Genomic DNA, 22,127 nt, shown 5'->3' on the forward strand with positions numbered 1-22,127 from the left:
TGTCGCCGGTCAGCACGGCATGCCTGGTTCGTGTTTCCGGCAATCGTGCGGCGTTTCACTGCGTCGATGACATGGTGGATCGGCACGTGTGTCGAGCGCATAAAAAACAGGCGCACCGCATACGGTAGCGCCAGAGAAAAAAGAAAAGAGAGCAGGACAATGAAGAAAACCTCGATCCTTTCGCCGTCGCGAGCGCAGCGACGCCGCAGACGTCAGCTCACAGCGGGGATGCTCGGCTGCGCGTGGCTGATCGGCGCGTCGTCCGCGTTTGCTGATGACGGCAGCGGCCCGGCCGCAGAGAGCAAGCAATCTGCGCAGGAGCCGGCACAGACGCTGCCGGCTGTTAAGGTCCAGGCATCGGGCCATACGGATACACCGGACCTGAGCACGCCGATCCGTACCGGCAGCCGGCTTGGACTGTCGAGCCTCGATACGCCGGCGAGCGTCGAGACGCTCACCGGTGAGCAGATTCAGGTGCGCGGCGACACCACGGTCAACGAGGCCATTACGCGTGCGGCCGGCTTTGCCACCGACGCGGCACCCGGCAATGGCGGCACGTCGGTCTCGGTGCGCGGCTTCAGCGGGCCGGAGTCGATCACGACGCTCTATGACGGCACGCGCATGTATCCTGGCGCAGGCACGGTGACCTTTCCGTTCGATACGTGGTCGGTCGACCGGATCGAGGTGCTGCGCGGTCCGGCGTCGGTGCTCTATGGCGAGGGTGGCATCGGCGGCGTGATCAACGTCGTGCCGAAGGCGCCGCAGCGCGACTACGCGACCACGGTCCAGCTCGGCGCGGGCGCCTATGGCGAGAAGCGCGTGGCGCTCGATACGACGGGCGCGCTCGGGCCCATGCTGTCATACCGCTTTTACGTGAGCGATGACCGCTCGAACGGCTGGGTACCGCGCGGCGATTCGCATACCACGGCGCTCGGCGGCGCATTGCGCCTCGACGTCGATCCGACCTTGTCATTCACACTCGACTACGACTACGGGCGCCAGAAGCCCGCGCGCTATTTCGGCATTCCGGTGCTCGACGGTGCGCTCAATCCGGCGTTCCGGTACCAGAACTACAACGTCGCCGATTCCGCGATCTCCTATTACGACCAGTGGACGCGGCTGAACGCGAAGTGGCACGCCATGCCTGGCATCACGGTGCGCAACCAGCTCTATTATTTGCTGACCAACCGCCACTGGCACGATAGCGAGAGCTACGCCCTGCAGCCGGATGGCGATGTGTTGCGCAGTGATTACATCGAGATCCTCCATCATCAGCGGCAGATCGGTGACCAGCTCGACGCGACGATCGACGGGCATGCATGGGGCCATCAGAACCGGCTGGTCGTCGGCGCGGACTTCAATGTGATCTCGTTTGTCGATACAAGCAATTCACCATACGGCGGCTCGTCGATCGTGCCGGCATCCGGTTTCGATCCGGGCGTGTTCGACAGTCCCGATCCGACCGTGCCCGCGTTTCGCACCGTCACGCATCAGGCGTCCCTTTTTGCAGAGGACCGGTTCGAGCTGACCGACCGGCTCGCGTGGGTGAGTGGCCTGCGTTACGACCATATCGACTTCCATCGCGACACGTTCGCGACTGCCACGACTGCGGCGGCGTCGTTCGACAGGACGTTCGCCCATACCGGATGGCGCACGGGCCTTGTGTTCGCGCTTACGCCGACGCTGTCCGTGTATGGACAGTACACCACCGGCACCGACGGCGTCAGTTCGCTGATTACGCTGTCGCAATCGAACAGTCAGTTCACGCTGTCGACCGGTCAGCAGTGGGAGGCGGGTATCAAGCAGGAAGTGCTGGGCGGCCGCGGCTCCTGGACCTTCGCGGTGTACCAGATCGTGAAGCGCAACCTCGTGAGCACCGATCCGCTGAACCCGGATCTGAGCGAGCAGGTCGGCCGGCAGTCGTCGCGCGGCGTCGAATGGTCGGGCGCGCTGCGGCTGGGCGGCGGCTGGTCGGTCGAGGCGAACGCGGCGCTGCTGCGCGCGCGGTACGACGATTTCGACGAGGCGGTCGATGGTCAGAGCGTGTCGCGCGCGGGCAACGTGCCCTACAACATCCCCGAGCAGACCGCGAACGTGTGGCTCGACTGGGCGTTCGCGCCTGGCTGGCGCGCGGGAGCCGGGGTGCAGTATGTCGGACGGCGCTTCGGCGACAACGCGAACAGCGTGTCGATTCCGTCGTACACACTGGTCGATGCGTCCGCGTCGTGGCGCGCAACGCGCAACCTGACGCTCGCGCTCTATCTGCGCAACCTGACCAACCGGACCTATGCGGTCTCCACGCAGAACGACGGCACCGAATGGCTGCTCGGCGCGCCGCGCTCGGGGTGGGTCACCGCGACGATGACTTTCTAGCCTCATTGATCGGCAAAGCCATGACCTCACTGCATATCGAAGGGCTGGGCTGGTCGCCGCCGTCGCGGGATGCGAGACGCCCGGACGACGGCGAGAGCCTGTTGCGGCGGATCGTGCTCGAAGTGCAGCCGGGCGAATTCGTCGGCCTGATCGGACCCAACGGCAGCGGCAAGACGAGCCTGCTGCGGTGTGCGTTCCGTTACGCAAGGCCGCACAGCGGCGCCGTCAGGCTGGACGGCGACGACGTCTGGGTCAAGTCCGGGCGCCGGGCGGCGCAACGCATCGCGGTGGTACAGCAGGACCCGCCCGACGACTTCGGCCTGACGGTGGAAGAGGTCGTCGCGATGGGCCGTACGCCGCACAAGGGGCTGCTCGACGGCGACACCGCCGTGGACACCGCGCTCGTCGACGCCGCGCTGCACGATGTCGAACTCGATGCGCACCGGCAGCGGCCGTTCGCTTCGCTGTCGGGCGGCGAACGGCAACGCGCGCTGCTGGCCCGTGCACTGGTGCAGCAGCCGCGTGTGCTGATGCTCGACGAGCCGACCAATCATCTCGATCCGCGGCATCAGATCGAACTGCTCGGCCTCGTGCGTCGGCAGCGGATCACCACGTTGGCCACGATTCATGACCTGAATCTCGCCGCTGCGTTCTGCGACCGGCTGTATGTGATTGCCTCGGGAGAGATCGTCGCGTGCGGCACGCCGCAGGCGGTACTAACCGAGCCCTTGCTCAAGACGGTGTATGGCGTCGATGCGCTTGTCGACCGGCACCCGGTGACGGGACGTCCGCGCATCACGCTGATTACAGGACCGGAGTCCGGGACATGACGAAAATGAAACCTTTTGTCTGGCGCGCAACGGCGGCCACCATTCTCTGCGCAGCCGCATCGTATGCACAGGCTGGCCATTATCCGGTTACCGTGCGCAGCTGCAACCGCGATGTGACGTTCGCGCGTGCGCCGGCCAGGGCGGTCAGCAACGATTCGAACCTGACGGAGATGATGCTTGCACTGGGGCTCAGGACACGGATGGCGGGGTTCACGGGAATCGGCGGCTGGAAGACGGACGATCCGTCTCTGCGCGTACGCCTTGCGGCGATCCCGGAACTGGCGCGCCGCTATCCGTCCATCGAGACGCTCGTCGGCGCCGGTGCGGATTTCTATCTGGCCGGCTGGAACTATGGCATGCGCGTCGGCGGTCCCGTCACGCCTGAGGCGCTTGCACGCTTCGGCATCGCGTCTTACGAGCTCACGGAGTCCTGCGCACACGTCATGCCGATGCCGGCGGCGTCGCTCGACGACGTTTATCGCGACCTGCGCAACCTCGGCGCGATCTTCAATGTAGACGCGCGTGCGGCGAGCGTTGTCGCGTCGATGCAGGCGCGTATCGCGACGGTGTCGCGTGCCCTGGGACCGGACCCGGTGCGCCCGCGCGTGTTCGTCTACGACAGCGGCGAGGACAAGCCGTTTACGGCCGGGGCGCTGGCGATGCCGACCGCCCTGATCGACGCGGCAGGCGGTCGCAATGTGATGGATGACGTTCAGCAGAGCTGGACGCAGGTCAGTTGGGAGAGCGTCGTCGCACGCAATCCGCAGGCCATCGTCATCGTCGACTATGGCGCCGTGACCGCCACACAGAAAATCCGCTTTCTCACCGGCAATCCGGTGCTCGCAAAAGTCGACGCGGTGCGCGCACGCCGTTTCATCGTCGTGCCTTACGATGCGGCGACGCCGGGCGTGCGTAACGCCGGCGCCGTCGAGACCCTCGCGCGGGGGCTGCATCCGGAGGTGTTCGGCGCACTGGCCGGTGCCGTTACCGGGGAGGCGCGCTGAGCATGGATACGCTATCGGGCGGCAGGCCGGCGTCGCGAACACGTCGTGGCGCGCTCATTCCCTTCACCTTGCTGGGTCTGGTGCTCGCCGGGTCGATCATGGTCGCAACAGGGCTCGGACCGGTGCCGGTTTCGCCGGGCGTGACCGTCCGCATTCTCCTCCATCATCTGTCGGGCGATGTAGCCGGAGCCGTGCCGGCTGATGCGCAGGATGCGATCGTCTGGATGATCCGACTGCCGCGCGTATTGCTCGGTGTGATCGTCGGCGCGGCGCTTGCGGTGGTCGGCGTGGCGCTGCAGGCTGCCACGGCTAACCGGCTGGCCGATCCGCATCTGCTCGGCGTGAGTTCGGGCGCGACGCTCGGCGCGGTGACCGCAACGCTGTGGCTCGGCGCCGTGTTCGGCCCGCTGACGCTGCCAGCCACGGCGTTCGCCGGCGCGCTCGCGGCGATGTCGCTCGCAGTCGCGCTGGGTGCGCGCGCCGGCCGGCTCGATTCGCAACGCCTGCTGCTGTCGGGGGTATCCGTGTCGTTCGTGATGATGGCGCTGGCGAACCTGCTGCTCTATCTTGGGGACCAGCGCGCCGCGTCGTCGGTGCTGTTCTGGATGCTGGGTGGTCTTGGACTGGCGCGATGGGACCTGCTGGGCGCGCCAGCCGCGTTCGCCGCCGGCGGCATGGTGCTGCTGGCCGCACGCCGGCGTGAGCTCGACGCGCTGATGAGTGGCGATGTCGCCGCCGCAACGCTCGGCGTGGATGTCGCGCGGGTGCGTCGCGAAGTGTTCGTCGTGAGTTCGCTCGTCACGGCCGCGATGGTCGCGGTGAGCGGTGCAATTGGATTCGTCGGGCTGGTTGCGCCGCATGTGTGCCGACGGCTGCTCGGTGCCGGCCACGCTCGGCTGTTGCCCGCGTCGGCGCTCTTCGGCGCGGTGCTGCTGGTCTGGTCGGACGTGGCCGCGCGCATGCTCGCCGCGCCCGACGATCTGCCCATCGGCGTCGTTACTTCGCTCTTTGGCGGTGCGTGCCTTGTGTGGCTGATACGGGGCGAACGGGCGTAGCTCCCGTTCGCCGATGTCGCCAGTGTGGAACCGCTGGTTACGTCGCAGCCGGCCAGCCTACAGGCAACCGTCCAGCCCCGCCCTGAAGACGTCTGCGGGGGGCGTTGTCACGGTAACTGGTCGGGCTGGTAGAGTGATGCGATGAAGACAACCATGTCGCTGTACCATCGCCATCGATTCCCGGGCGCCGTTATCAGTTGCGCCGTTCGCTGGTATTTCGGTTTCAATTGAGCCTGCGCGACATTGAAGAGTTGCTGTTCGAGCGCGGCGTAATCGTCAGCTATGAAACAGTGCGGCGCTGGTGCGACAAATTCAGCGCTGGCTTCTCGCATCGCGTCAAGGCTGCTCGTCGCAAGCCCGGCACCGTGGCATCTGGATGAGGTGTTTGTGACGCTACGCGGTGAGCCTTATCTACTTTGGCGGGCAGTCGATCAGCATGGCGCCGAACTTGATATCCTGCTGCAGAAGCGGCGCGACAAGGCTGCGGCGAAACGATTCTTCAAACGTGTACTGGCGGCTTGTCCTGAGGTGCCGCGCAAGATTGTCACTGACCAGTTGCGCAGCTATCCGGCGGCGAAGGCCGAGATCCCTGAACTGGCAAACGTGAAGCACGTTTTCGTCAAAGCCAGCGCCCGAGTGAACAACCTGGCCGAAAATAGTCATCAACCCACGCGAGAACGCGAGCGCCGCATGCGTGGTTTCCGCGATCCTGAACGCACGCAAGCATTCCTGTCGAATTTTGGACCGATCCGGCAGCACTTCGCACTGAAGCGACACCTACTACGTGCCTCGCTCCACCGCAAACAACTCGGCGATCGCTTTGCCGCATGGCATCGTTTCACCGAGCTTAGCCAAAATCCGTCCGCTTTTTGAGAAAAGCTCCGTTCATCGCACTACTGCGACGCGAACACTTTAATGTGACAACGCCGTTCGAGTCGGTGCTGGGTCGCTGCATGTCCGAAGGTCTCGTAAAGGGCGAAGGTTTCGCGATTGACGCAAGCATCATCAGGGCCGATGCAAGCCCTGCACGCGGTGTCCCAGGTACTGAGTCCATCAACTGGGGTTGCGTCAAGGGCCAAAGCCGCGCAGTACGGGAATATCTAAAAGCATTGGAGGAAGCGAATCCGGCCGGCGCAGACGCGGTCGAGGAGGCAGAGACATCGACACCTCCAAAGAAGATATCCCTGACTGATCCTGCTGCGAGCTGGACAGCCGCCAAGGGTAGTCCAGCGTTCTTCGCCTACTCGACCAATTATCTGATTGACCTGCAGGCAGGAATCATCGTTGACGTCGAGGCGACGCCCGCGAACCGCTCGCACGAAGTGGAATCAACCAGGACGATGATTGACCGCGTTGAGCGGCGGCATGATCTCAAACCTCGACGTCTTGCAGGCGACACCGCGTATGGCTCGGCAGCTATGCTTGCCTGGATGATCGACGAGAAGGAAATTGCAGCACATGTTCCCGTCTGGGACAAAACGACGCGCAAGGACAATACATTGTCCAGCAGCGAGTTCCAATGGGATGAACTGGCCAATGAATACCGCTGTCCCACCGGTCACGCACTACGCAGTGATCGGTGCAAGTCCAGAAATCCGCGCTCACGCGTCACGAAGGCTGACACGATCATCTATCGGGCAAGGCAGTTCGACTGCGAAAGCTGTTCGATGAAGGATAGCTGCTGTCCGAATACACCATTCCGCAAGATCGTCCGCAGCATCCATGAAGCTGCGCGTGACGAAACGAGGCGTATTGCGAAGACGCCTGAATACAAGCGATCTTGCCGTGAGCGAAAGAAGGTGGGAATGCTCTTTGCCCATCTTAAACGCATTTTGAAGCTGGACCGTCTGCGACTGCGGGGTCCACGTGGCGCCCACGACGAATTCCCGATGGCAGCGACTGCGCAAAACCTGCGAAGAATGGCCAAGCGGCTCATGCCAGGAAGCAAGCAGATGAACCAGGCAGTTGCATGACGAGCAACGGGGACCGTTGCCTCGTTCAAGTTTGCCGCTTCGCCGATCGCCACCACTCGAAAACATGCCGCCAACTGCGGCGTCTCCGACCAAAACAAGACTTTTTCAACACAGTCTGCGGATAACCGGCCGCCCAATCCAGACCAGAACTGAGATCGAGTGCCAGCGCTAAAACCGGCATGGGTTTGTGCCTGGCGCCCACGTCTGGCGGCCAACTCGCCACCAGGCTGCTGATGTGCTCATTGTCCTGCCGCGTTTTTCACAGCGCACTGCGCCTGAATTTTCTCGCCGTTGTTGAACGCAAATGTCACGGGAATTGTCGAGCCGACCGCAAGTGGCTTCCTGGCCTTTTCGAACATGACGTGATAGCCGCCCGGCGCGAATGCAAGCGTCCCGTTGGCGGGTACAGTGACCTTATTCACCATGATCATCTTCGATGTGCTTCCGCTGGTTTGCGTCTCATGCAGCATCGACATTCCAAAGGCGTCCGTGGAGACGCCCGTGAGTTCGACAGGCTTGTCGCTCATGTTCATCAGCTTGAAATAGCCACCCGACGGCACATCGCCGGGCATCGAGCGAATCCAGCAATCCGAGACCATCATGGCGTCGGGTGCAGCCGCTGCGGCGAGCGACATCGCGGAAAGAGGCAGGGCAATCGCGATCGGGCGAAGAATGCGGTGCATGGTTTATCTCCTGTTTGGGATTTGAGAGGGAATCAGGGCAACATCCGTTGTCGCCGACGCACGCGAGATTTCATGGTGTCGCCGGAACAGTCACGAAGCCGATCTTCGTGAGCCCACCAAGCTGGGCCGCCGACATGAGCTGGGCGACCTTTTCATACGCGACCCGGCGATCCGCGCGCAGATACAGTTCCGGCTGCGGCTGAGCCTGCGCAGCCATCGCGATCTTCCCACGCAATGCGTTTTCGTCGACGCGCGTACCGTTCCACAACACCGTGCCGTCCGCCTCGATCGAGACATCAACGTGGGCGGGTTTCGTGTCTTCCGTCTGACTGCCCGCACGAGGCAGATCGATTCTCACGGCATGACGAATCACGGGTATCGTCACCATGAACACGATCAGCAGAACCAGCATGACGTCGACTAGCGGCGTCATGTTGATTTCACTCATCAAGCCATCGTCTTCATCGTTGGTAAAGGGATTCGTTGCCATTGCAAACCTCTGTCTACGTTGTCATTGTCCCTGCGCGGCCACACGCAAGCCGCCCTTTGCCGGCGATAGTCGTTCGCCTGTCACGAAGAATGCATGCAGACTATGCGCAAACCGGTTCAACCGGGTCACGATGCTCCGGTTTGCGCGCGTGAGCGCGTTATAGCCGAGTACCGCTGGAATGGCGACGAAAAGTCCGAATGCCGTCATGATCAGCGCTTCTCCGACCGGTCCGGCGACCGCGCCAATAGAGGTCTGGCCTGTCTCGCCGATGGTCAGAAGCGCGTGATAGATGCCCCATACCGTGCCGAACAGGCCAACGAACGGGGCAGTGCTGCCGATCGAGGCGAGGACGGCGAGACCGCTCTGCATTTTCGCAACCGAATCGTCCATGCTGTCCTTGAGACAGCGCGTTATCCAGTCCGAGACGTCCATGCGGTCGCGCAACTGCTGCTGCGTCTGGCGATGATGTCTCGCAGCTTCCTGGCCCGAGCGCGCCAGCGTGAGGAACGGATTGTCGCCGCGCGTGTCGCCGTCAAGTTTCCCGATACCTTCGTCGAAGTCGCCCGAATACCAGAACGATTGTTCGGCGCTCCTTGTCAGTCGCTTCAGGGCGACGACATTCCATGTTTTTACGGCGATCACGCTCCATGAAAGGATCGACATGATCAGGAGCGCGAGCGCGATGGCGCGCGTCACGAGATCGCCTTGTGCCCACACATGGGCAATTCCATAGCTTTGCATTGCAACTCCTTTTGCCAACGGTCTGTTGGCTTCAATCACCTAAAGCGAAATCGAAGGGCTGGGTATAGGCCGCGCGCACGGGCACGCCGTTCTCCAGGTAGGGTTTGCACGCGCTCGCGCGCATCGCATCGAGCGCGGCGGCGTCGAGGCGGTCGAAGCCACTGCTCTTCTTCAGTTCAATGTCTTCGATCTGCCCGGTGAGGCCGACCACGAAACGAACGTATGCTGTGCCGGTTTCACCGAGTCGCTTCGAGCGGGTCGGGTAGTCGGGGGCGACGATCCGGCAGTCGAGGTGCGACACATTCCTGGGGGTGCTCAGCGCCATCACGGGTTTGCCTGTCGACGGCGTCGCGGATGCCGGCGCCACCGACGGCGCCGATGCTGTCGCCGATGCCACCGGCGACAGTGGCGAAGCGGCGGGTGTCTGAATTTGCACCTGCTGGTGCGGTGGAACCGGCGTGGCCGGTACCGGGGCCGGGGCGGGACCCGGTTTCGGTTCGCTTCGTTTCTCCGGTTTCACACGCGTGACGACTGGCACTGGCTTCGGCGCAACGGCGGGCATCGACTGAATCGGCGTGGCGGGGGCAACCGGTGCCGACTGCAGAAGCTCAGCGGTGATCACATGGGATTGCGGTGCGACGACAGGGATTCGCTCGCGCTTCGTCAGAAAGAACGCCGCGAGCGCCAGATGCAGCGCCGCGACAATGACCGTTGCATAGGCCACGCGATAACGCGCGCTGGGCGCCATTGAAGGAAGCGCGTCTTGCGATGCGGAGTTCACTTTCGTGTTCCAGCCCAGGCGGCAAGCCGGCGAAAGTCCACCGCTCCCGTGATGGTCTGCAACTTGCCAGCCGGCGAAACGAGCAATGTAAATGGGATTTCCCCGCCCCAGTGACGATCGATCGCATAGCGTTGGGCGGCGTCGAAACCGTCCGCGCTTAGCCACTGATCGCTGCCGGCGAGCCCGGCCTGAGCGAGCGCCGACTGTACCTCGGGCGGCGCGGCCTGCTCGACTTCGATGAACGTGACCTGGGTTCCCGGATGGTCATGCACGAATCGGCCCCAGGCCGGCATTTCCTTGCGGCACGGATCGCAGCTCATTCCCCACAGATGGACGATCCAGGGGCGCGACGCATGCGCATGCTTCATCGCGTTCCAGCTGTCCGCGTCATACCACTGCAGCTCAGTGGCTCCCGCGAATTTGCAGATCGACAGGCACAACAGCGCGAGCAGGACTTGACGGCGCTTCATTGCAGGTCCTTCAGTTCGATGAGTTGATAGCCGTGCTCGTTGCTGAGCCACGACAGGAAGACATGATCCTTGTTGCCGATCAGCAGCGGATGGTCCGAGCGGCCCACGGCGCTGTCGATGACGGACGGCGCGCTCCAGTCGCGGCCATTGTTGCGCGAATGCTGGATCAGCACCTGCGAAGCGTGGCCATCGAATGCCTTCCAGACTCGCCATACCTGATCGCCGTGCGCGAACACGAGCGGGCGCGAGGTGACGTCGTCCGGCTTGCCGAGACGCTGCGGATCGCCGAAGGCCGATCCGTCGCCGTTCGATCTTGCGTAGAACAAGCCCTGGCGCGCCTTGCCCTGGGTGTACCAGACGACGTGTATCGTCCCGTTTCCCGAAACCGCGATCGACGGTCCCTGATGCGGACAAGCGTCGGTCACCCAGTCATCGACCGATACCCGCTGCGGCTTGCCTGGGAGTCCAGAAGGCAGGAAACGAAGGACCACATGGTCGCGCACCTCGCCGGGGAATATGGTCCGGAACGCCAGAATTGGCGCCCCGTCGGGACCGTTCGTCACGCCGATGCGGCAGCACTCGCAGCTGACATCCGCCGCGAGGGCCGACTGCGAAAACGTTCTGCCGCCGTCGTCGGACCACGCGTACGCGATGGAAGCGCCAGGAAGCTTTTGCGGCCCGCTCAGCCGCTTGTCCTGCCAGACCATCAGGATCTTGCCGGATGCCGCCACATCGAGCACCGGCATCCGCTGGCTCACGGCCGCCGGCTCGAACGCGCGTGGCGCGTCGAAATGCGCGCCGCCGTCGGACGATGAGGCGAGCCAGATCTGCGCGTTCCAATGCTGGTCCTTGAAGGTGTCGTACGCGATCAGCACGTGCCCCGCCGCGTCGGCGACCAGTTGCGGCCGCGCGTCGCCGCCGCCGTCGAAGCCCGAGCTGACATCGCCGACTCGGAGGGGCAGTGTCCAGCTCTGCCCAAGATCTTTCGAGCGGGCGAACCAGACCTGCTGGTTCTGCGTCCAGGTCAGCAGCACCGTGCCGTCCGGTGCCAATGCCGGGGTCGCCGCATCGGCACACCCGAGCGGCTGCGCCGACTCGCAGGGGCGGGCCGCCATGTGATGCATCATGGACATGCCGGGCATCGTCTGCGCGTCGGCGCGGCTCGCCAGCAGCAGTGCGAGCGTGAGCGCGACAGCCGTCGCGATGAAGGTCCGGAAGATTGGTGGCAGAAACATCGTGTTCTCCGTGCTATGCGTGTGGTCAGAACGCGGCCCGCATGCCGACGAAGGCCATACGGGGAGGCGACAGCGTCTGCGTGTACGGCTGGTTATACGTCCAGGTGCTGTCCGTATAGGTGCGATTGAACAGATTGTTTACGGCCAGCGTCAGATCGATGGCAGGCGTGATCTGATAGCGGCAGCCGATGTCGAAGACCGTGTTCGAGCCTTGCGAATGCGTGCCGGCCGTCACCGAACTGTAGTAGTTCATCCGCCCGATGTAATGCGCCTGAGCCTGGAGGGTGAGCTTGCGGAGCGGACTCCAGGTGACGCCGAAGTTGCCGACCAGTTTCGGAATACCGGCAATCTGGACGTTAGTCGGCGTGTTCGTCGACGTGCTGGTGAGGACGGCGTCGGTAAACGTGAACGATCCGTTGAAGCTCAGCCAAGGCGAGACCTTGTACGAACCGATCAGCTCAACGCCCTGGGATCGCTCGTTGCCCGCATTGCTGTAGAAGTTGCAGGATGTGCTCGATGAGCCCGCGAGGAAGTCTTCGCACAACTGCTGCTGGTAAGCGGACGGCGCGCCCGATGCGGGGCTGGTCGTCGACAGGATCGTGTTGCGGATCGAGTAGAGGAAGTAGGTCGCGCTCAGATCCAGGCCGCCGCGCTCGTAGTCGAGGCCGATCTCCCGCTCCAGCATGTCCTGCGGAACGAGCGAAGGATCTGCGATCGACGGCGTCGACGCTGCGCTGCCGTAGGAGCGCAAGGTGTTGTTCAGACCGGGGCCGCGAAACGTCTGGTTCACCGATGCGCGCAGCGACAGGTCGTCGGTGACGAAGTAGCGTGCCGAAATACTCGGATCGAAGCGCGTTTCCGTGGTGCCGCCGCCGAGTTGCGGATTGTCACCCTCCGTGGACGTGATACTGCTGGAGAAATGATCCAGCCGCCCGGCGAGTGTGATGAGGAGCGAGTCGATCGGGGCGATCCGGGTTTGCAGGAACAGGCCGCCGTAGTTCTGCACGCCACTGCCGGACACTGACGCCGCCAATGACCCTGTCGGCAGGCCATAAACGGTAGGTGCGTTGTAGATCGACTCGCTGTCGGACGCGCTAAGGCGCCGATAATCGACCCCGACCTGGACATCCCGCCATATCTTGCCGATCGTTCTCGAATACGTCGTCGAAAACCCGCTCTCGTGGTAGCTCTGGTCTCCGTACTGGGTGTAGTACTGGTCGACGGGGTCGTCCGCCGCCGAGGCCGGCAAGCCAGTAAGCGTGGAGGACAACGACAGGCAGCCGCCCGTGGTTTTCCAGTAACAGGTCGCTCCGTTGTGCTTGTCAAACGACACTTCCTGGGCCCAGGCGGTCGCGGTCAGCGAGCTTTGCTTGTCGAGCGTCTTGGTGAGGCTTGCCGCGAAATCCGGGCTGGTCTGCTTGTTCTGGCCGTACTGATACGAGATCTCTTCGTTGTTGACGTGGTAGCCGAAACGCAGGTAACCCTGCAGGTCAGCCGAAGGATGCAGATAAGCCGTCAACTGGGCATTAGTCTGGCGGGTCCAGACCGGCCCCTTGTCCGGATAGCGCCAGAGGTACGACGACGGTGTCAGCTGATAGCCCGGCGAGTCGGACTGGCTGACGAAAAAGTGGAAAGCCAGTGCGTCGTTGACCTTGAGGTTCTGGTTCAGCGATACGTTCTTCGTGCCGAAACTGCCGTAACTTGCCGACACCGTCGTGCGGTTGTCCGTCGGTTTCGGGGTAATGATGTTGATCACGCCGCCGACGGCCATATTGCCCCACACGACCGAGCCGCCGCGCACGATCTCGATGCGTTCGATATTGTCGAGCGGCACCTTGAACCACTGCACGGTTCCATAGAACGGGTCCATGATCGGCACGCCGTCCAGCAGGACGAGCACGGTCGAGTTGCCGAGTCCTCGCATGCCGAGCGACTGCCCGGTTGGATCTTTGGAGGCCGTGGGGACGCTACTGAGGTTGACGCCGGCGACGTTGCGCAGCAACTGGTCAAGCGATTGCGCGGGGCTGTTGTCGATTTGCTGCCGGGTGATGATGGTCGTGCTCTGGGGCATTTCCGCGAGGGTTGCCTCGTCGCGGCTGGCGCTGACGACGATCTGCGGCAGTTCGACGGGTGTGCCCGAACTGTCGGCGAAAGCCAGCTGGGCAGGCAACATCAACGCCACCGAAGTGGCGAGCAGAGGGCGCTTCATTTGCTGTGTTTTCTCGAGTCGTGACTGGTCGCGCCGCATGGCGGCTCGATGCGCCCACGACGTGCCGGTCGGGCGTCGCGTGGGCCGGGAATTACGATCGGGAAAAGACGGGTGGTGCGCGTGGTCTTCCGGACGGAAAACCGCCGAGAGGCGTGAAGCGGGTGGATAGAACGGGCAGCGCAACCAGCGTCACGAGCATGACGAGAACCGGCAGCGGCGGGTCAATGGTCGGCAAGGCGGCGTGATCCACCAACAGATCGCAATAGCCGCAGGCGATCATTCCATTGCCATGAGCGGGCCGCGTTTCGGCGGACGGCGTACTCACCGTACACATTGCGGCGACGGGTTCAGCGTTTCTGGCCGCAACGAGCAACTGGCTGGCGACAGGCACCAGCACGATCAGCCATATGGCGATCATGCCGAGCCAGGCAGTCAGTCGACGGTGTGCGTGCGAATTCATCCGGTTTACATAAATTTTTTGCGGTGCGACTTTAGCATCTTTAGGTTTCGTGTGCAGCGGGGGCCGTCCGGGATAGAGTGAAGCGCCTCGCGCAACCAGAACACCTAATTGCCAGCCTGAACGATTTGGCGGCGGAAACCGAGCATATTGTTGGTGCGTGCACCAGTATGGTTTTTCACTTTGTAAATGAGATAACGTTCGCTCCGCAGCTCACCGACGAGAACGAGGCGATGAACGGAATCGTGAGCGAGTTTGCAACCAGGTCTTTGTTCGGTACTGTTCCACCATTCACGCAAACTTCAAGTTCGTCAGGGGGCGGCGTCGATGAGGACGAGGGATCCCGATCGACCAGCGAGGTAGCCAAAGCCGTATTTCGCGAAATCAAGGCGATGGTGCCCACCCCGATGGCGGAAGACTTTTTTTGATGACGTTGACGCAGTAAGCAAATCCCGCGCTGTGTCACTCGAGCGTCCCCATTAATTCATGAAGCGGTTATCTATCGGCGGCGCACTCAGATGACTGTGGTAGGCCGAATTTGAGCCACTTACCATCCGTGTTGCGTTTCGTGCCGGTCGCGCAGGTGATTGACTTGATCTACGCCGAACTGCTTGATGCTCCGTATGTCGTGGACCCGGCCGTGTTGACGGATGACCGCCCGGTGTCGTTCCGGTTTGACCGCGATCAGGGCGACATACGGCAGTTCGCGGCGCAGTTCCTTGCGTCGCTCGGGTGTCGCGTCGATGTGCGTGATGGTGTGTCGTTCGTGAGCAAGGCGAAGGACGCACCGGAGAAGCGCAACGTGCGGACGCTGGTGTACATGCACAGGCATCGGCGTGCCGATTACCTTGCGCGGCTGTTGCAGGCGCTGCTGTCGGCTCGCATGACCTCGGACAAGCCGTTGGCTGCGCCGGTCGGTGAGAAGGTCTCTGTTCAGGTTCCTGCCGCGTCGGCGGCCGGGCAGATCGATCAGTCCACGGATCAGCTAGTGCTGTCCGGCTCCGCTGACGAGTTGCAGCGTGCTCGCAAGGTTCTGGCGGAACTGTATACGGCGACGGGGGAGGCGGTAGTACGCGGGCGGGCGTATGAGGTGGACGGTACCGATTCGGCCAACTCCGGGTTTTCTATCGCGGTGAAGGCATTCGGCGGGACCGTCGGCGTTGGCTCCGGTTCGACGGATTCGGATGCGAATGCGTTCAAGCTGAGCGTTCCGGCCGTGAACCTGGCCATATGGTCGCTTCGGACGGTGGCCGACATGAAAGACGGTGAGGTCATCGTGCTCGGTGGGCTGATTCAAGATCAGACCTCGACGGCCAATGATGGGCAGCGCTTTCTGCCGTGGTTTCTGGATGGGCACAACAGGTCGAGGTCCCGCTCTGAGATCGTGCTGGTGCTTCAGGTCCAGAAAATCTAATGTGTGATGTGCAGCGCGTCAAACGCTACTACGAGGATTTTGGTCGAAAATCGGGCGAGACCTGCAAAGGTCACAAACGCGCAGCATCGAACAAACCATACCTGACTGTCACGCCGGGCGACGCGGATGCGTTTCCGGCGTAGGTAGACGATCCAGGCGTGTAGTTCAATAGTGGTCAGGTAAAGCCACTGCCGTACGGTGTACATGCGCGAGCCCTTTTTGATTTTGCGCGCGCTTATACCACGGCCCGGCGTCTAGCGTCAGGAGTGTCAGACCGTATCGGGGCTGCGGATGACATCGGCGTATCTGCGGAGTGTGGCGGTTGTCGCGCGGCTCAGCGCGGCCCGTCTGACTGAGTAGCGGGTATCGGCACGGGTGCCAAACGTAGGCGCTACGGCGAAACGCAGCCCCCTCGTTGCAAAACTGCTTTTTGCGGCCATCGCTTGGCGGCACGATTGTTCGTGCGGCTAGCTAAAGTTGCGGCCTTTCGTGACGCAAACCAATACTTAAAAACGCCTGCTCGTAGCAGGCGTTTCAAATCGCGAGTTTTGGACTTGTGAGGCTGCTACCGTTTGGGCGCTGTCGCGAAAAAATCTGTCTTGATTGTTCGCATCGCATGGCGCATGCTTCGCCATCCAATTTGACATAAAAGAAAAGAGCGAAATTTATATTTAGTATGCTTAACTAAATAACACAGAGAGCATTCATGTAGAGATGGACGTAAGACATGACCTGAATGTTGTGGCCTGTAGATTTCCCGGCGAGCTTCTTCGCGGCAGCAGGATCGGTGCCGCGTCGTCACTAGCTACTTCTGACGATTGAGGCTCATTTGATGTCTACACGAGACGGGAGGTAAATAGGGCATCGCTCTGAACTGCAATCGATCGATTCAATTTCGCCTCAAAGACCAGCGCTTTTGAAAAGTTTCGACGGTGGAATGTGTAGGGCGTCAGCAATTCGAATGAGGTTTAGAACAGATAGGTTGCGTTCCCCTCGCTCGATTCGCCCCATATGGCTGCGGTCAATTCCCGTCGCATGCGCAAGGGCCTCCTGTGAGACACCGAATTCCTGCCGACGAGCGCGAACCGTCGCGCCTATGGCGGCTAGGTGTCCCGCATCGTCCATTTTGACCGATACCCTTTGCATCCCATGATGGTCGCGGTATGATGGTCGTTTGGCCACGGCATTTACGACCCATTTTTGAGGGCGATGGTCTTTTTACTTTTGGGTCACGTTTCTAATGTCGGGTTGAAAGCGTCCTCCGCCTCAGTCGGCAACGGCTGGCGCAGTGCGGGCGTGGCGGCGAGCGTAGACGCGGGATAAGTGAATAAGGTGGCGGGAATTTTGTCGGTCGTCTGTCTGTGGGTTCTTTTTCGTCGACTCTTGTCGCGAAGACCACATGCTCGGCGAGCAGTTCGTTGGTAATGAAAGCGTTTGAGGTCGTAGCTGTATGTTTGTAACAAGTGAAATTAACCGTGTGCCTGCGTTGAACGTGCCTTTCGGCGGGTTGCCGGGCAGGGGGGTATGGTCAGCGGTTCAGCAACTGTTACCGCGGGACGTCCTGATTCTCAGGGTGTCGCGGGCGCGCTCGCGGGCCGTCCCGACGATCGTGATGCTGGACCTGCCCGCAACCGCTGCGACGCTCGAGCAGTTCGTCGGAGGGGATGTCGTTCTGCGCGACGCGGCCGTACTGAGTACGCGGCTGGCACGGGAGGTCGGCCAGTGGACGCTCGAACCGCTTTGCGAGATCCGGGTGGGCGCAACCGAGTACGAACATCGCGGCCAGGGCAAGCAACTGCTCACGGTGACCCGGTTCACGACCGCTGCGGGGCGGACGTTGTCGGTGCCGTATGCGCTGGCGACACAGCCCGCGCGCGGCAGGCGGCTCTGGCGCGCGAAGGCGCCAGCCGCACCGGCTAGTGCCTAATCCTGGCTCGCAGGGCGATGCACCGGTGAGGAGAGGGGGCGCCGTGATAATCCGCCTCCGGGGTGTCCATTTAACCGGAGTTGAGCGTAGACAGGGGCAATGGAAGGTCCCACGCCAGCACCCAATACCTTGGGTTCCTTGGGAGTTTCAGGCTTGTTCCCGACTGATGCAGGCTGCTGGACTGGAATGGCTGCGATGGCCTTGCGGCTTCGTCAGCCCGTCCTGTGGTCATCCGGGAGGACGGCGGAGGCAACGCGGATATCCGCCCAGCTTAGAGCGACCTTCCTGAGCCGCCCGCAGAGGCAAATCGCTAACTCCGGTTAAATGGACACCCCAGATCCGCCTTATCGCGGCCAGCGCACCACAGGCGCATCGGCTGCGGCTTCAAAAAGGGATCGACATGAGCAGACGCAAGCGGGCGATAGCGCTTCCAGACGAGACCTCCGAAACGCTGCGCGCGCGGCTACGGCGCTTCGTGCGTGCGACCCGCGACGACGTGACCGGGGCGACCGGGGCCGTCCCGATCCCGTTTCCCACCCACGTGACGGTGCTCGCCGGGCCGCTGCGGCGGATCCGCGGCGCGCGCGAACACCGCATGGTGTCGGTGCCGGAGGTGCAGGCCGGGTTAGACGCGCGCAGGGAAGACGGCGACAAGCCCTGATCAGCCCCGGGCGGGGTCGCGCTGGATGACACCGGGCGAGCCGACGGCAAAATGACGAAGTAGCGGACATGACGGATACACACTTTCACGGCGCAATGCGCTGGCCACTGCCGGCTGAACCCGAGCCGCAGGCCGGCTGGAACAACCGGTATTTCCTCGACACGGAATTCACCGACTTCCGGCAGTGCCAGCTGCTCAGTCTCGCCCTCGTGGGCGAGCACGGGTACGAGTTCTACGGCGAGCGGACCGATTTCGATCCGGCGCTGTGCAGCGACTTTGTCCGCGCCGTGGTACTGCCGCAGCTCGGCCAGTCCGAGGGGCGCGCGATGCCGTTTGCAGCGCTGCGCGAGGCACTGCGCGCATGGCTCGTGGCGGTGCCGGGCGACTCCGGGCCGGTGCTGTGCTACGACTACGAGACGGACCTGGCCCTGTTGCGGTTCCTGCTGGGCGGCCCGCTGCCGCGTGGCTGGCGGCTCGAGAACATCGCAGGCACGCGCAACCCGGAGCGACGCGCCGCCTACTACGCGCGCCATGGCGGCGAGCACCATGCGCTGCATGACGCGCGCGCCAATGCCTATGCGTGTACCGGTTGAAGCCGGGCGGCTGCCGGCCGGGCCGTCGTCCGGTCTGCGGACGTGCGGACGCATTTCTTCGCTCAGACAGAAACAGCCTCATGAAGGGGATCAGGATGGCCGGGATGCGTGTGTGGATTCCACGATCAGATGTACCGCGGATTGCACAGCGCCTGCGGGACCGACGCAAGGCGTCAGCGATGACACAGGACGATCTGGCGGTCAGGGCGGGGGTGGCGAAACCGGCCCTGGTGCACCGGGAGAAGGGAAGGTGGCCGCACACCGTCGCAGCCGTCACCGTGAACGCGCTGGAGGCGGCCCTGCAGGTGCCGCCGGGATGGCTACCCGGTCCTGAAACGCAACCGTTGCCGGACCCCGTGTTCAATGCAGCGGATGCCGTCGCCCGCGCAGACGGCGATCCTCAGTCACGGATCCCCGCCGCCCGGTGCCGCGAGATCGGCCCTCACGCGCGGCGGCTGCGCAGTGAACTGGGCCTGTGCGTTGCGGAGGTGGCGCGCGCCTGCCATGTGTCCCGTCCCACGCTGTTGCAGTGGGAGCAGGGGACGTTTCCGAAGGCGCTCACCGTGGCGCGCCTTCGCACCTGGGAGCGCGCCCTGCTGCTCGCGCCCGGGCACCTGCTGGCGCCGCCGGCGTCGCATCCCGGGGTAGGCGATGGCCGCTGGCGCGTGACGATAGGCACGGAAACGCTCGAGGCTGCCATCCATCGCGTCGCGGCGTGCCTCGCCACCCGCGGACGCAACCTGCTCCAACCGGAGCAGCCGCTCGATGCAACGGCCGCGCGCGATGCCGACCTGCTGGCCCACCGCTATGGGGTGGGCGCGCATCGCTGGCCACTGGTCGACCTCGCCGTCTCATACGGGATCGATCCGTCGCACGCACGCCAGACCGTCGCGCGCATGGTCGCGCGCGCAGCCGGGTTCGCCTTCAGGATTCCGGTGCTGGATGCCATGCTGGCGGTGGGCGCGGCGGGCTTTTCGTTCACGACCGCCGTTTCTGATGGCCGCATGCGTGACCTGCTGGGGCCTTCGCTGTCCATGGAGCACGCTGCGGCATTCGCCGGCGAAATACTGTCGCGGCGGATCACCGGTGCGGATCCTGGCAAGGCGGTGGCCGGCACCCGCAGGCCGGCGAAAGCGGCGAACCTTTCGCTGGCCGCGGACGTCGTCTGTATTGCGATGGAACATCGCCTCGACGGGTCGTAAGCGGCCCAACGGGGCGTATGCAGCGTCGCGCCCGGGCGGCAGGGCGGGGTATCGCGGAAGGAGAACGCGAAAGCCATCGAAAGCGAGAACGCCTGCGTGGCGCAGCAGGGGCTTCCACTCGACGGGTACAGGAAGTTCTGACGGAGCGTTCTGCTGTCCGGGCGGAGCCACCGGGACGGAGGCATTCGCCGGGGGCGCAGGCGATCGCAGCGCAGGTTCGGGACCTCGACGCGATGCGCGTCCGCGCAACTGCGGTACCGGATGACAAGATCACAAGGAAAGGCGAATGCTTCGAATCACCATTGAATTGCTGCCCGGTGGACGGGAAGACGGAAAGCGCGTCATCGCGACGGCGGACATTGCGCGCGTGAGGTCCGGGGCTCTTGCGGACTACAGGGTGGCCCTGGACGATGCGGTGCTCCGGCAGGTCGGCGAGCGGGCCACGGTGCGCGGCTATCCGAGATGGGCGGGCAGCGTATGGGATCTCGTTGCGCGCTGTGTTGCCGCTGCGCTGAATCAGGGCCGCGAAGCCCTGCCACCGCGACCCGCGCCACCGCAGGTGACGGTTCACGTGAATGACGCAGGCTACCGTTACGTGCGTCTGGATGAGATTCCCGAGCCGGCCAGAACGTACTTCGACAGGAAACTGGCCGGTTCGGGCATTCCTGACCACGGCTGTGCCTTTGCGCACGACTGGTTCGACTTTCTCAACGGCCAGCGCTGATGCCAGAGCGGTGCGCCGTGCTTTGTAGCAAGTTGCAGCCTCGCACAACATGTCGACCAGATCAACCAGCCGTCGCCGCACTCGAAACCCCACAGGGAGAAAACCGTCGGGATTGCATCCAGATCATCAGCGACTGTCGGGTTGACGTCGAAGATGAGCGGGTATTTTGCCCGCAGGATGCCTGACAGTTCTCACGCACCGTTCTCTCGCTTCCATTCCTGTACCGCCATTGCAGCAACGGGATCGATTGTCCCGTAGTGAAAGGCTCTCCGGAACCCGAGTGCGGTGCACGGTCAGTGATGAGCGATGATGGCGTTCTGGAATGCGCTGTAAATTTTATAAGCGTCAGGCAGCACGGCCGCTCGGCCAACCTGCTTCTCGCCATACACCCTATACGCCGGGCATCGGAGATTGCGACAATGGCGCTCCCTGGAGCATATTGTGGTCATCAAGTAGAGTCTGTCACGGCCGCGTTCAGATCCGTTGCTTCATCCGGAAGAATGGATAAGGCTGGACGACCTGCGAACCTTTCTGGCCAACCGGGATCGCATGATGAACAGTGAAATGAGAGGCGGCTGTCAGTGACGCCGCGGACCGCATCCAGTATCTGCGCGATTGGCCACCGACAATCAGGGCATCGGCTAAACGCTCGCAAAAAGGGACAGGGATTCATGAGTACCAGGAACCACATCAGGTATCAGGCGAAAGAGGATGATCAGCCCGGCTGGGATCTCTACACCGAGATTCTTGAGCCGGAGGACGTCGTGTATCTCGAGCTCAACGGAGTAGCCGCTGAGGTCACGATGCTCGGCAACATGGAGCGCGGCCCGGGCGCGGTGCTGTTGCGCCTGCCGGTCGACACCGCGAAGCAGCTCGGTCTCGTGCCGCCGGACTGGGAAAAGTCGGACTGGGCAAAAGGATAGGTCATGCGCGAATACCGGGACAGGACGGTGCAGGAGGTCGCGGCATGCACATGCGACCGCTGCGGCCGGCGCATGACGCCGGTTGACGATCAGTGGGAGTGGTACGAAAAGATGTCGCTCGATTGGCGTGGCGGCTTTGGCTCGATTTTCGGCGACGGCGCCCATGTGAGCCTTGACCTTTGCCAGCAGTGTGTCCGCGATACGCTGGGGCGTTGGCTTCGCGTCGATCCGCCGTCCGGACCGGATGGCTCAATGCAAGCCCTGAAGGGCGTCGTGCCCCGACCCAATGCGCCGGTATCTGTCGACAGGATGAATCCCGGGGAATTTCACGAGCGCGACTAGAGGGCTTACCGCCCATGCGGCTCCGCGCGTCGCTCAGACT

Annotated in this window: 22 protein-coding genes and 3 pseudogenes; 16 read left to right on the forward strand and 9 right to left on the reverse strand. The window is 63.1% G+C overall.

Going from position 1 to position 22,127, the window contains the following annotated elements:
* The first annotated feature begins 159 nt into the window (after positions 1–159).
* The 6 genes and pseudogenes from OKW26_RS09990 to OKW26_RS10015 form a co-directional block, all read left to right on the forward strand.
* A complete protein-coding gene (locus tag OKW26_RS09990) occupies positions 160–2,373 on the forward strand; it encodes a TonB-dependent receptor (RefSeq protein ID WP_429353489.1) in 2,214 nt (737 codons plus the stop codon).
* A gap of 20 nt (positions 2,374–2,393) precedes the next feature.
* Positions 2,394–3,203 (forward strand): ABC transporter ATP-binding protein, encoded by an 810-nt coding sequence (locus OKW26_RS09995; RefSeq protein ID WP_429353490.1) that lies wholly within the window; start codon positions 2,394–2,396, stop codon positions 3,201–3,203.
* Positions 3,200–4,207 (forward strand): ABC transporter substrate-binding protein, encoded by a 1,008-nt coding sequence (locus tag OKW26_RS10000; RefSeq protein WP_429353491.1) that lies wholly within the window; start codon positions 3,200–3,202, stop codon positions 4,205–4,207. The genes OKW26_RS09995 and OKW26_RS10000 overlap by 4 nt, the downstream gene beginning before the upstream one ends.
* A gap of 2 nt (positions 4,208–4,209) precedes the next feature.
* Entirely contained in the window at positions 4,210–5,262 is a 1,053-nt protein-coding gene (locus OKW26_RS10005; RefSeq protein ID WP_429353492.1) for a FecCD family ABC transporter permease, read from the forward strand.
* A gap of 141 nt (positions 5,263–5,403) precedes the next feature.
* Positions 5,404–6,135, forward strand: a pseudogene (locus OKW26_RS10010) (IS6 family transposase).
* 56 nt (positions 6,136–6,191) lie between these two features.
* Positions 6,192–7,235, forward strand: a pseudogene (locus OKW26_RS10015) (transposase); the annotation flags it as partial.
* A gap of 239 nt (positions 7,236–7,474) precedes the next feature.
* Here OKW26_RS10015 and OKW26_RS10020 read toward each other — a convergent pair.
* The 8 genes from OKW26_RS10020 to OKW26_RS10055 all read right to left on the reverse strand — a co-directional run bounded on the left by OKW26_RS10020 (position 7,475) and on the right by OKW26_RS10055 (position 14,304).
* Positions 7,475–7,918 carry a copper chaperone PCu(A)C gene (locus OKW26_RS10020; RefSeq protein ID WP_429353493.1) on the reverse strand — a complete coding sequence of 148 codons (444 nt, stop codon included), beginning with the start codon at positions 7,916–7,918 and terminating at the stop codon, positions 7,475–7,477.
* Between the two features lie 70 nt (positions 7,919–7,988).
* On the reverse strand, positions 7,989–8,408 hold the full coding sequence (locus OKW26_RS10025; protein WP_429353494.1) for an ExbD/TolR family protein: 420 nt from the start codon (positions 8,406–8,408) through the stop codon (positions 7,989–7,991).
* A 21-nt stretch (positions 8,409–8,429) separates the two neighbouring features.
* Entirely contained in the window at positions 8,430–9,149 is a 720-nt protein-coding gene (locus OKW26_RS10030) for a MotA/TolQ/ExbB proton channel family protein (protein ID WP_429353495.1), read from the reverse strand.
* Positions 9,150–9,180: 31 nt separating this feature from the next.
* Positions 9,181–9,897: an energy transducer TonB gene (locus OKW26_RS10035; protein ID WP_429354207.1), complete on the reverse strand. Its 717-nt coding sequence runs from the start codon at positions 9,895–9,897 to the stop codon at positions 9,181–9,183.
* A gap of 29 nt (positions 9,898–9,926) precedes the next feature.
* A complete protein-coding gene (locus OKW26_RS10040) occupies positions 9,927–10,400 on the reverse strand; it encodes a TlpA family protein disulfide reductase (protein ID WP_429353496.1) in 474 nt (157 codons plus the stop codon).
* On the reverse strand, positions 10,397–11,635 hold the full coding sequence (locus OKW26_RS10045; protein ID WP_429353497.1) for a sialidase family protein: 1,239 nt from the start codon (positions 11,633–11,635) through the stop codon (positions 10,397–10,399). The genes OKW26_RS10040 and OKW26_RS10045 overlap by 4 nt, the downstream gene beginning before the upstream one ends.
* A 25-nt stretch (positions 11,636–11,660) precedes the next feature.
* Positions 11,661–13,844, reverse strand: a complete 2,184-nt coding sequence (locus OKW26_RS10050) for a TonB-dependent receptor (protein WP_429353498.1) — start codon at positions 13,842–13,844, stop codon at positions 11,661–11,663.
* A 91-nt stretch (positions 13,845–13,935) separates the two neighbouring features.
* Positions 13,936–14,304, reverse strand: a complete 369-nt coding sequence (locus tag OKW26_RS10055) for a DUF2946 domain-containing protein (RefSeq protein WP_429353499.1) — start codon at positions 14,302–14,304, stop codon at positions 13,936–13,938.
* A gap of 77 nt (positions 14,305–14,381) precedes the next feature.
* On the opposite strand from OKW26_RS10055, the gene OKW26_RS10060 reads away from it, so the two are divergent.
* Together OKW26_RS10060 and OKW26_RS10065 are read left to right on the forward strand one after the other, a co-directional pair.
* Positions 14,382–14,729: a hypothetical protein gene (locus OKW26_RS10060; RefSeq protein WP_429353500.1), complete on the forward strand. Its 348-nt coding sequence runs from the start codon at positions 14,382–14,384 to the stop codon at positions 14,727–14,729.
* Positions 14,730–14,893: 164 nt separating this feature from the next.
* Complete coding sequence (locus tag OKW26_RS10065) at positions 14,894–15,715, forward strand: hypothetical protein (protein ID WP_429353501.1); 822 nt, start codon at positions 14,894–14,896, stop codon at positions 15,713–15,715.
* 900 nt (positions 15,716–16,615) lie between these two features.
* Here the strand turns inward: OKW26_RS10065 and OKW26_RS10070 are convergent.
* Positions 16,616–16,861, reverse strand: coding sequence for a helix-turn-helix domain-containing protein (locus OKW26_RS10070; protein ID WP_187620005.1), 246 nt, complete (start codon positions 16,859–16,861; stop codon positions 16,616–16,618).
* A gap of 466 nt (positions 16,862–17,327) precedes the next feature.
* On the opposite strand from OKW26_RS10070, the gene OKW26_RS10075 reads away from it, so the two are divergent.
* The 8 genes and pseudogenes from OKW26_RS10075 to OKW26_RS10110 all read left to right on the forward strand — a co-directional run bounded on the left by OKW26_RS10075 (position 17,328) and on the right by OKW26_RS10110 (position 22,087).
* Complete coding sequence (locus tag OKW26_RS10075; RefSeq protein ID WP_429353502.1) at positions 17,328–17,642, forward strand: hypothetical protein; 315 nt, start codon at positions 17,328–17,330, stop codon at positions 17,640–17,642.
* A gap of 400 nt (positions 17,643–18,042) precedes the next feature.
* On the forward strand, positions 18,043–18,303 hold the full coding sequence (locus OKW26_RS10080) for a hypothetical protein (RefSeq protein WP_429353503.1): 261 nt from the start codon (positions 18,043–18,045) through the stop codon (positions 18,301–18,303).
* 68 nt (positions 18,304–18,371) lie between these two features.
* The gene (locus tag OKW26_RS10085) at positions 18,372–18,896 is read left to right on the forward strand and encodes a hypothetical protein (RefSeq protein WP_429353504.1); all 525 of its coding nucleotides are present in this window, start codon (positions 18,372–18,374) and stop codon (positions 18,894–18,896) included.
* Positions 18,897–19,000: 104 nt separating this feature from the next.
* Positions 19,001–20,098 carry a helix-turn-helix domain-containing protein gene (locus OKW26_RS10090; protein WP_429354208.1) on the forward strand — a complete coding sequence of 366 codons (1,098 nt, stop codon included), beginning with the start codon at positions 19,001–19,003 and terminating at the stop codon, positions 20,096–20,098.
* A 66-nt stretch (positions 20,099–20,164) separates the two neighbouring features.
* Positions 20,165–20,239 (forward strand): annotated as a pseudogene (locus tag OKW26_RS10095) (hypothetical protein); the annotation flags it as partial.
* A 145-nt stretch (positions 20,240–20,384) separates the two neighbouring features.
* Positions 20,385–20,822, forward strand: coding sequence for a hypothetical protein (locus tag OKW26_RS10100; RefSeq protein WP_429353505.1), 438 nt, complete (start codon positions 20,385–20,387; stop codon positions 20,820–20,822).
* Between the two features lie 671 nt (positions 20,823–21,493).
* On the forward strand, positions 21,494–21,745 hold the full coding sequence (locus OKW26_RS10105; RefSeq protein WP_429353506.1) for a hypothetical protein: 252 nt from the start codon (positions 21,494–21,496) through the stop codon (positions 21,743–21,745).
* Between the two features lie 72 nt (positions 21,746–21,817).
* Positions 21,818–22,087, forward strand: a complete 270-nt coding sequence (locus tag OKW26_RS10110) for a hypothetical protein (RefSeq protein WP_429353507.1) — start codon at positions 21,818–21,820, stop codon at positions 22,085–22,087.
* The last annotated feature ends 40 nt before the right edge of the window (positions 22,088–22,127 follow it).

Source organism: Paraburkholderia sp. 32 (assembly GCF_050435345.1).
In the GTDB taxonomy this organism is placed as follows: domain Bacteria; phylum Pseudomonadota; class Gammaproteobacteria; order Burkholderiales; family Burkholderiaceae; genus Paraburkholderia; species Paraburkholderia tuberum.

Excerpts from the sequence above, each read along its gene's own strand:
- OKW26_RS09990 (WP_429353489.1), top strand. The coding sequence starts at position 160 with ATGAAGAAAACCTCGATCCTTTCGCCGTCGCGAGCGCAGCGACGCCGC.
- OKW26_RS09995 (WP_429353490.1), top strand. The coding sequence starts at position 2,394 with ATGACCTCACTGCATATCGAAGGGCTGGGCTGGTCGCCGCCGTCGCGG.
- OKW26_RS10000 (WP_429353491.1), top strand. The coding sequence starts at position 3,200 with ATGACGAAAATGAAACCTTTTGTCTGGCGCGCAACGGCGGCCACCATT.
- OKW26_RS10005 (WP_429353492.1), top strand. The coding sequence starts at position 4,210 with ATGGATACGCTATCGGGCGGCAGGCCGGCGTCGCGAACACGTCGTGGC.
- OKW26_RS10020 (WP_429353493.1), bottom strand. The coding sequence starts at position 7,918 with ATGCACCGCATTCTTCGCCCGATCGCGATTGCCCTGCCTCTTTCCGCG.
- OKW26_RS10025 (WP_429353494.1), bottom strand. The coding sequence starts at position 8,408 with ATGGCAACGAATCCCTTTACCAACGATGAAGACGATGGCTTGATGAGT.
- OKW26_RS10030 (WP_429353495.1), bottom strand. The coding sequence starts at position 9,149 with ATGCAAAGCTATGGAATTGCCCATGTGTGGGCACAAGGCGATCTCGTG.
- OKW26_RS10035 (WP_429354207.1), bottom strand. The coding sequence starts at position 9,897 with ATGGCGCCCAGCGCGCGTTATCGCGTGGCCTATGCAACGGTCATTGTC.
- OKW26_RS10040 (WP_429353496.1), bottom strand. The coding sequence starts at position 10,400 with ATGAAGCGCCGTCAAGTCCTGCTCGCGCTGTTGTGCCTGTCGATCTGC.
- OKW26_RS10045 (WP_429353497.1), bottom strand. The coding sequence starts at position 11,635 with ATGTTTCTGCCACCAATCTTCCGGACCTTCATCGCGACGGCTGTCGCG.
- OKW26_RS10050 (WP_429353498.1), bottom strand. The coding sequence starts at position 13,844 with ATGAAGCGCCCTCTGCTCGCCACTTCGGTGGCGTTGATGTTGCCTGCC.
- OKW26_RS10055 (WP_429353499.1), bottom strand. The coding sequence starts at position 14,304 with ATGAATTCGCACGCACACCGTCGACTGACTGCCTGGCTCGGCATGATC.
- OKW26_RS10070 (WP_187620005.1), bottom strand. The coding sequence starts at position 16,861 with ATGCAAAGGGTATCGGTCAAAATGGACGATGCGGGACACCTAGCCGCC.
- OKW26_RS10075 (WP_429353502.1), top strand. The coding sequence starts at position 17,328 with ATGCTGGACCTGCCCGCAACCGCTGCGACGCTCGAGCAGTTCGTCGGA.
- OKW26_RS10080 (WP_429353503.1), top strand. The coding sequence starts at position 18,043 with ATGAGCAGACGCAAGCGGGCGATAGCGCTTCCAGACGAGACCTCCGAA.
- OKW26_RS10085 (WP_429353504.1), top strand. The coding sequence starts at position 18,372 with ATGACGGATACACACTTTCACGGCGCAATGCGCTGGCCACTGCCGGCT.
- OKW26_RS10090 (WP_429354208.1), top strand. The coding sequence starts at position 19,001 with ATGCGTGTGTGGATTCCACGATCAGATGTACCGCGGATTGCACAGCGC.
- OKW26_RS10100 (WP_429353505.1), top strand. The coding sequence starts at position 20,385 with ATGCTTCGAATCACCATTGAATTGCTGCCCGGTGGACGGGAAGACGGA.
- OKW26_RS10105 (WP_429353506.1), top strand. The coding sequence starts at position 21,494 with ATGAGTACCAGGAACCACATCAGGTATCAGGCGAAAGAGGATGATCAG.
- OKW26_RS10110 (WP_429353507.1), top strand. The coding sequence starts at position 21,818 with ATGACGCCGGTTGACGATCAGTGGGAGTGGTACGAAAAGATGTCGCTC.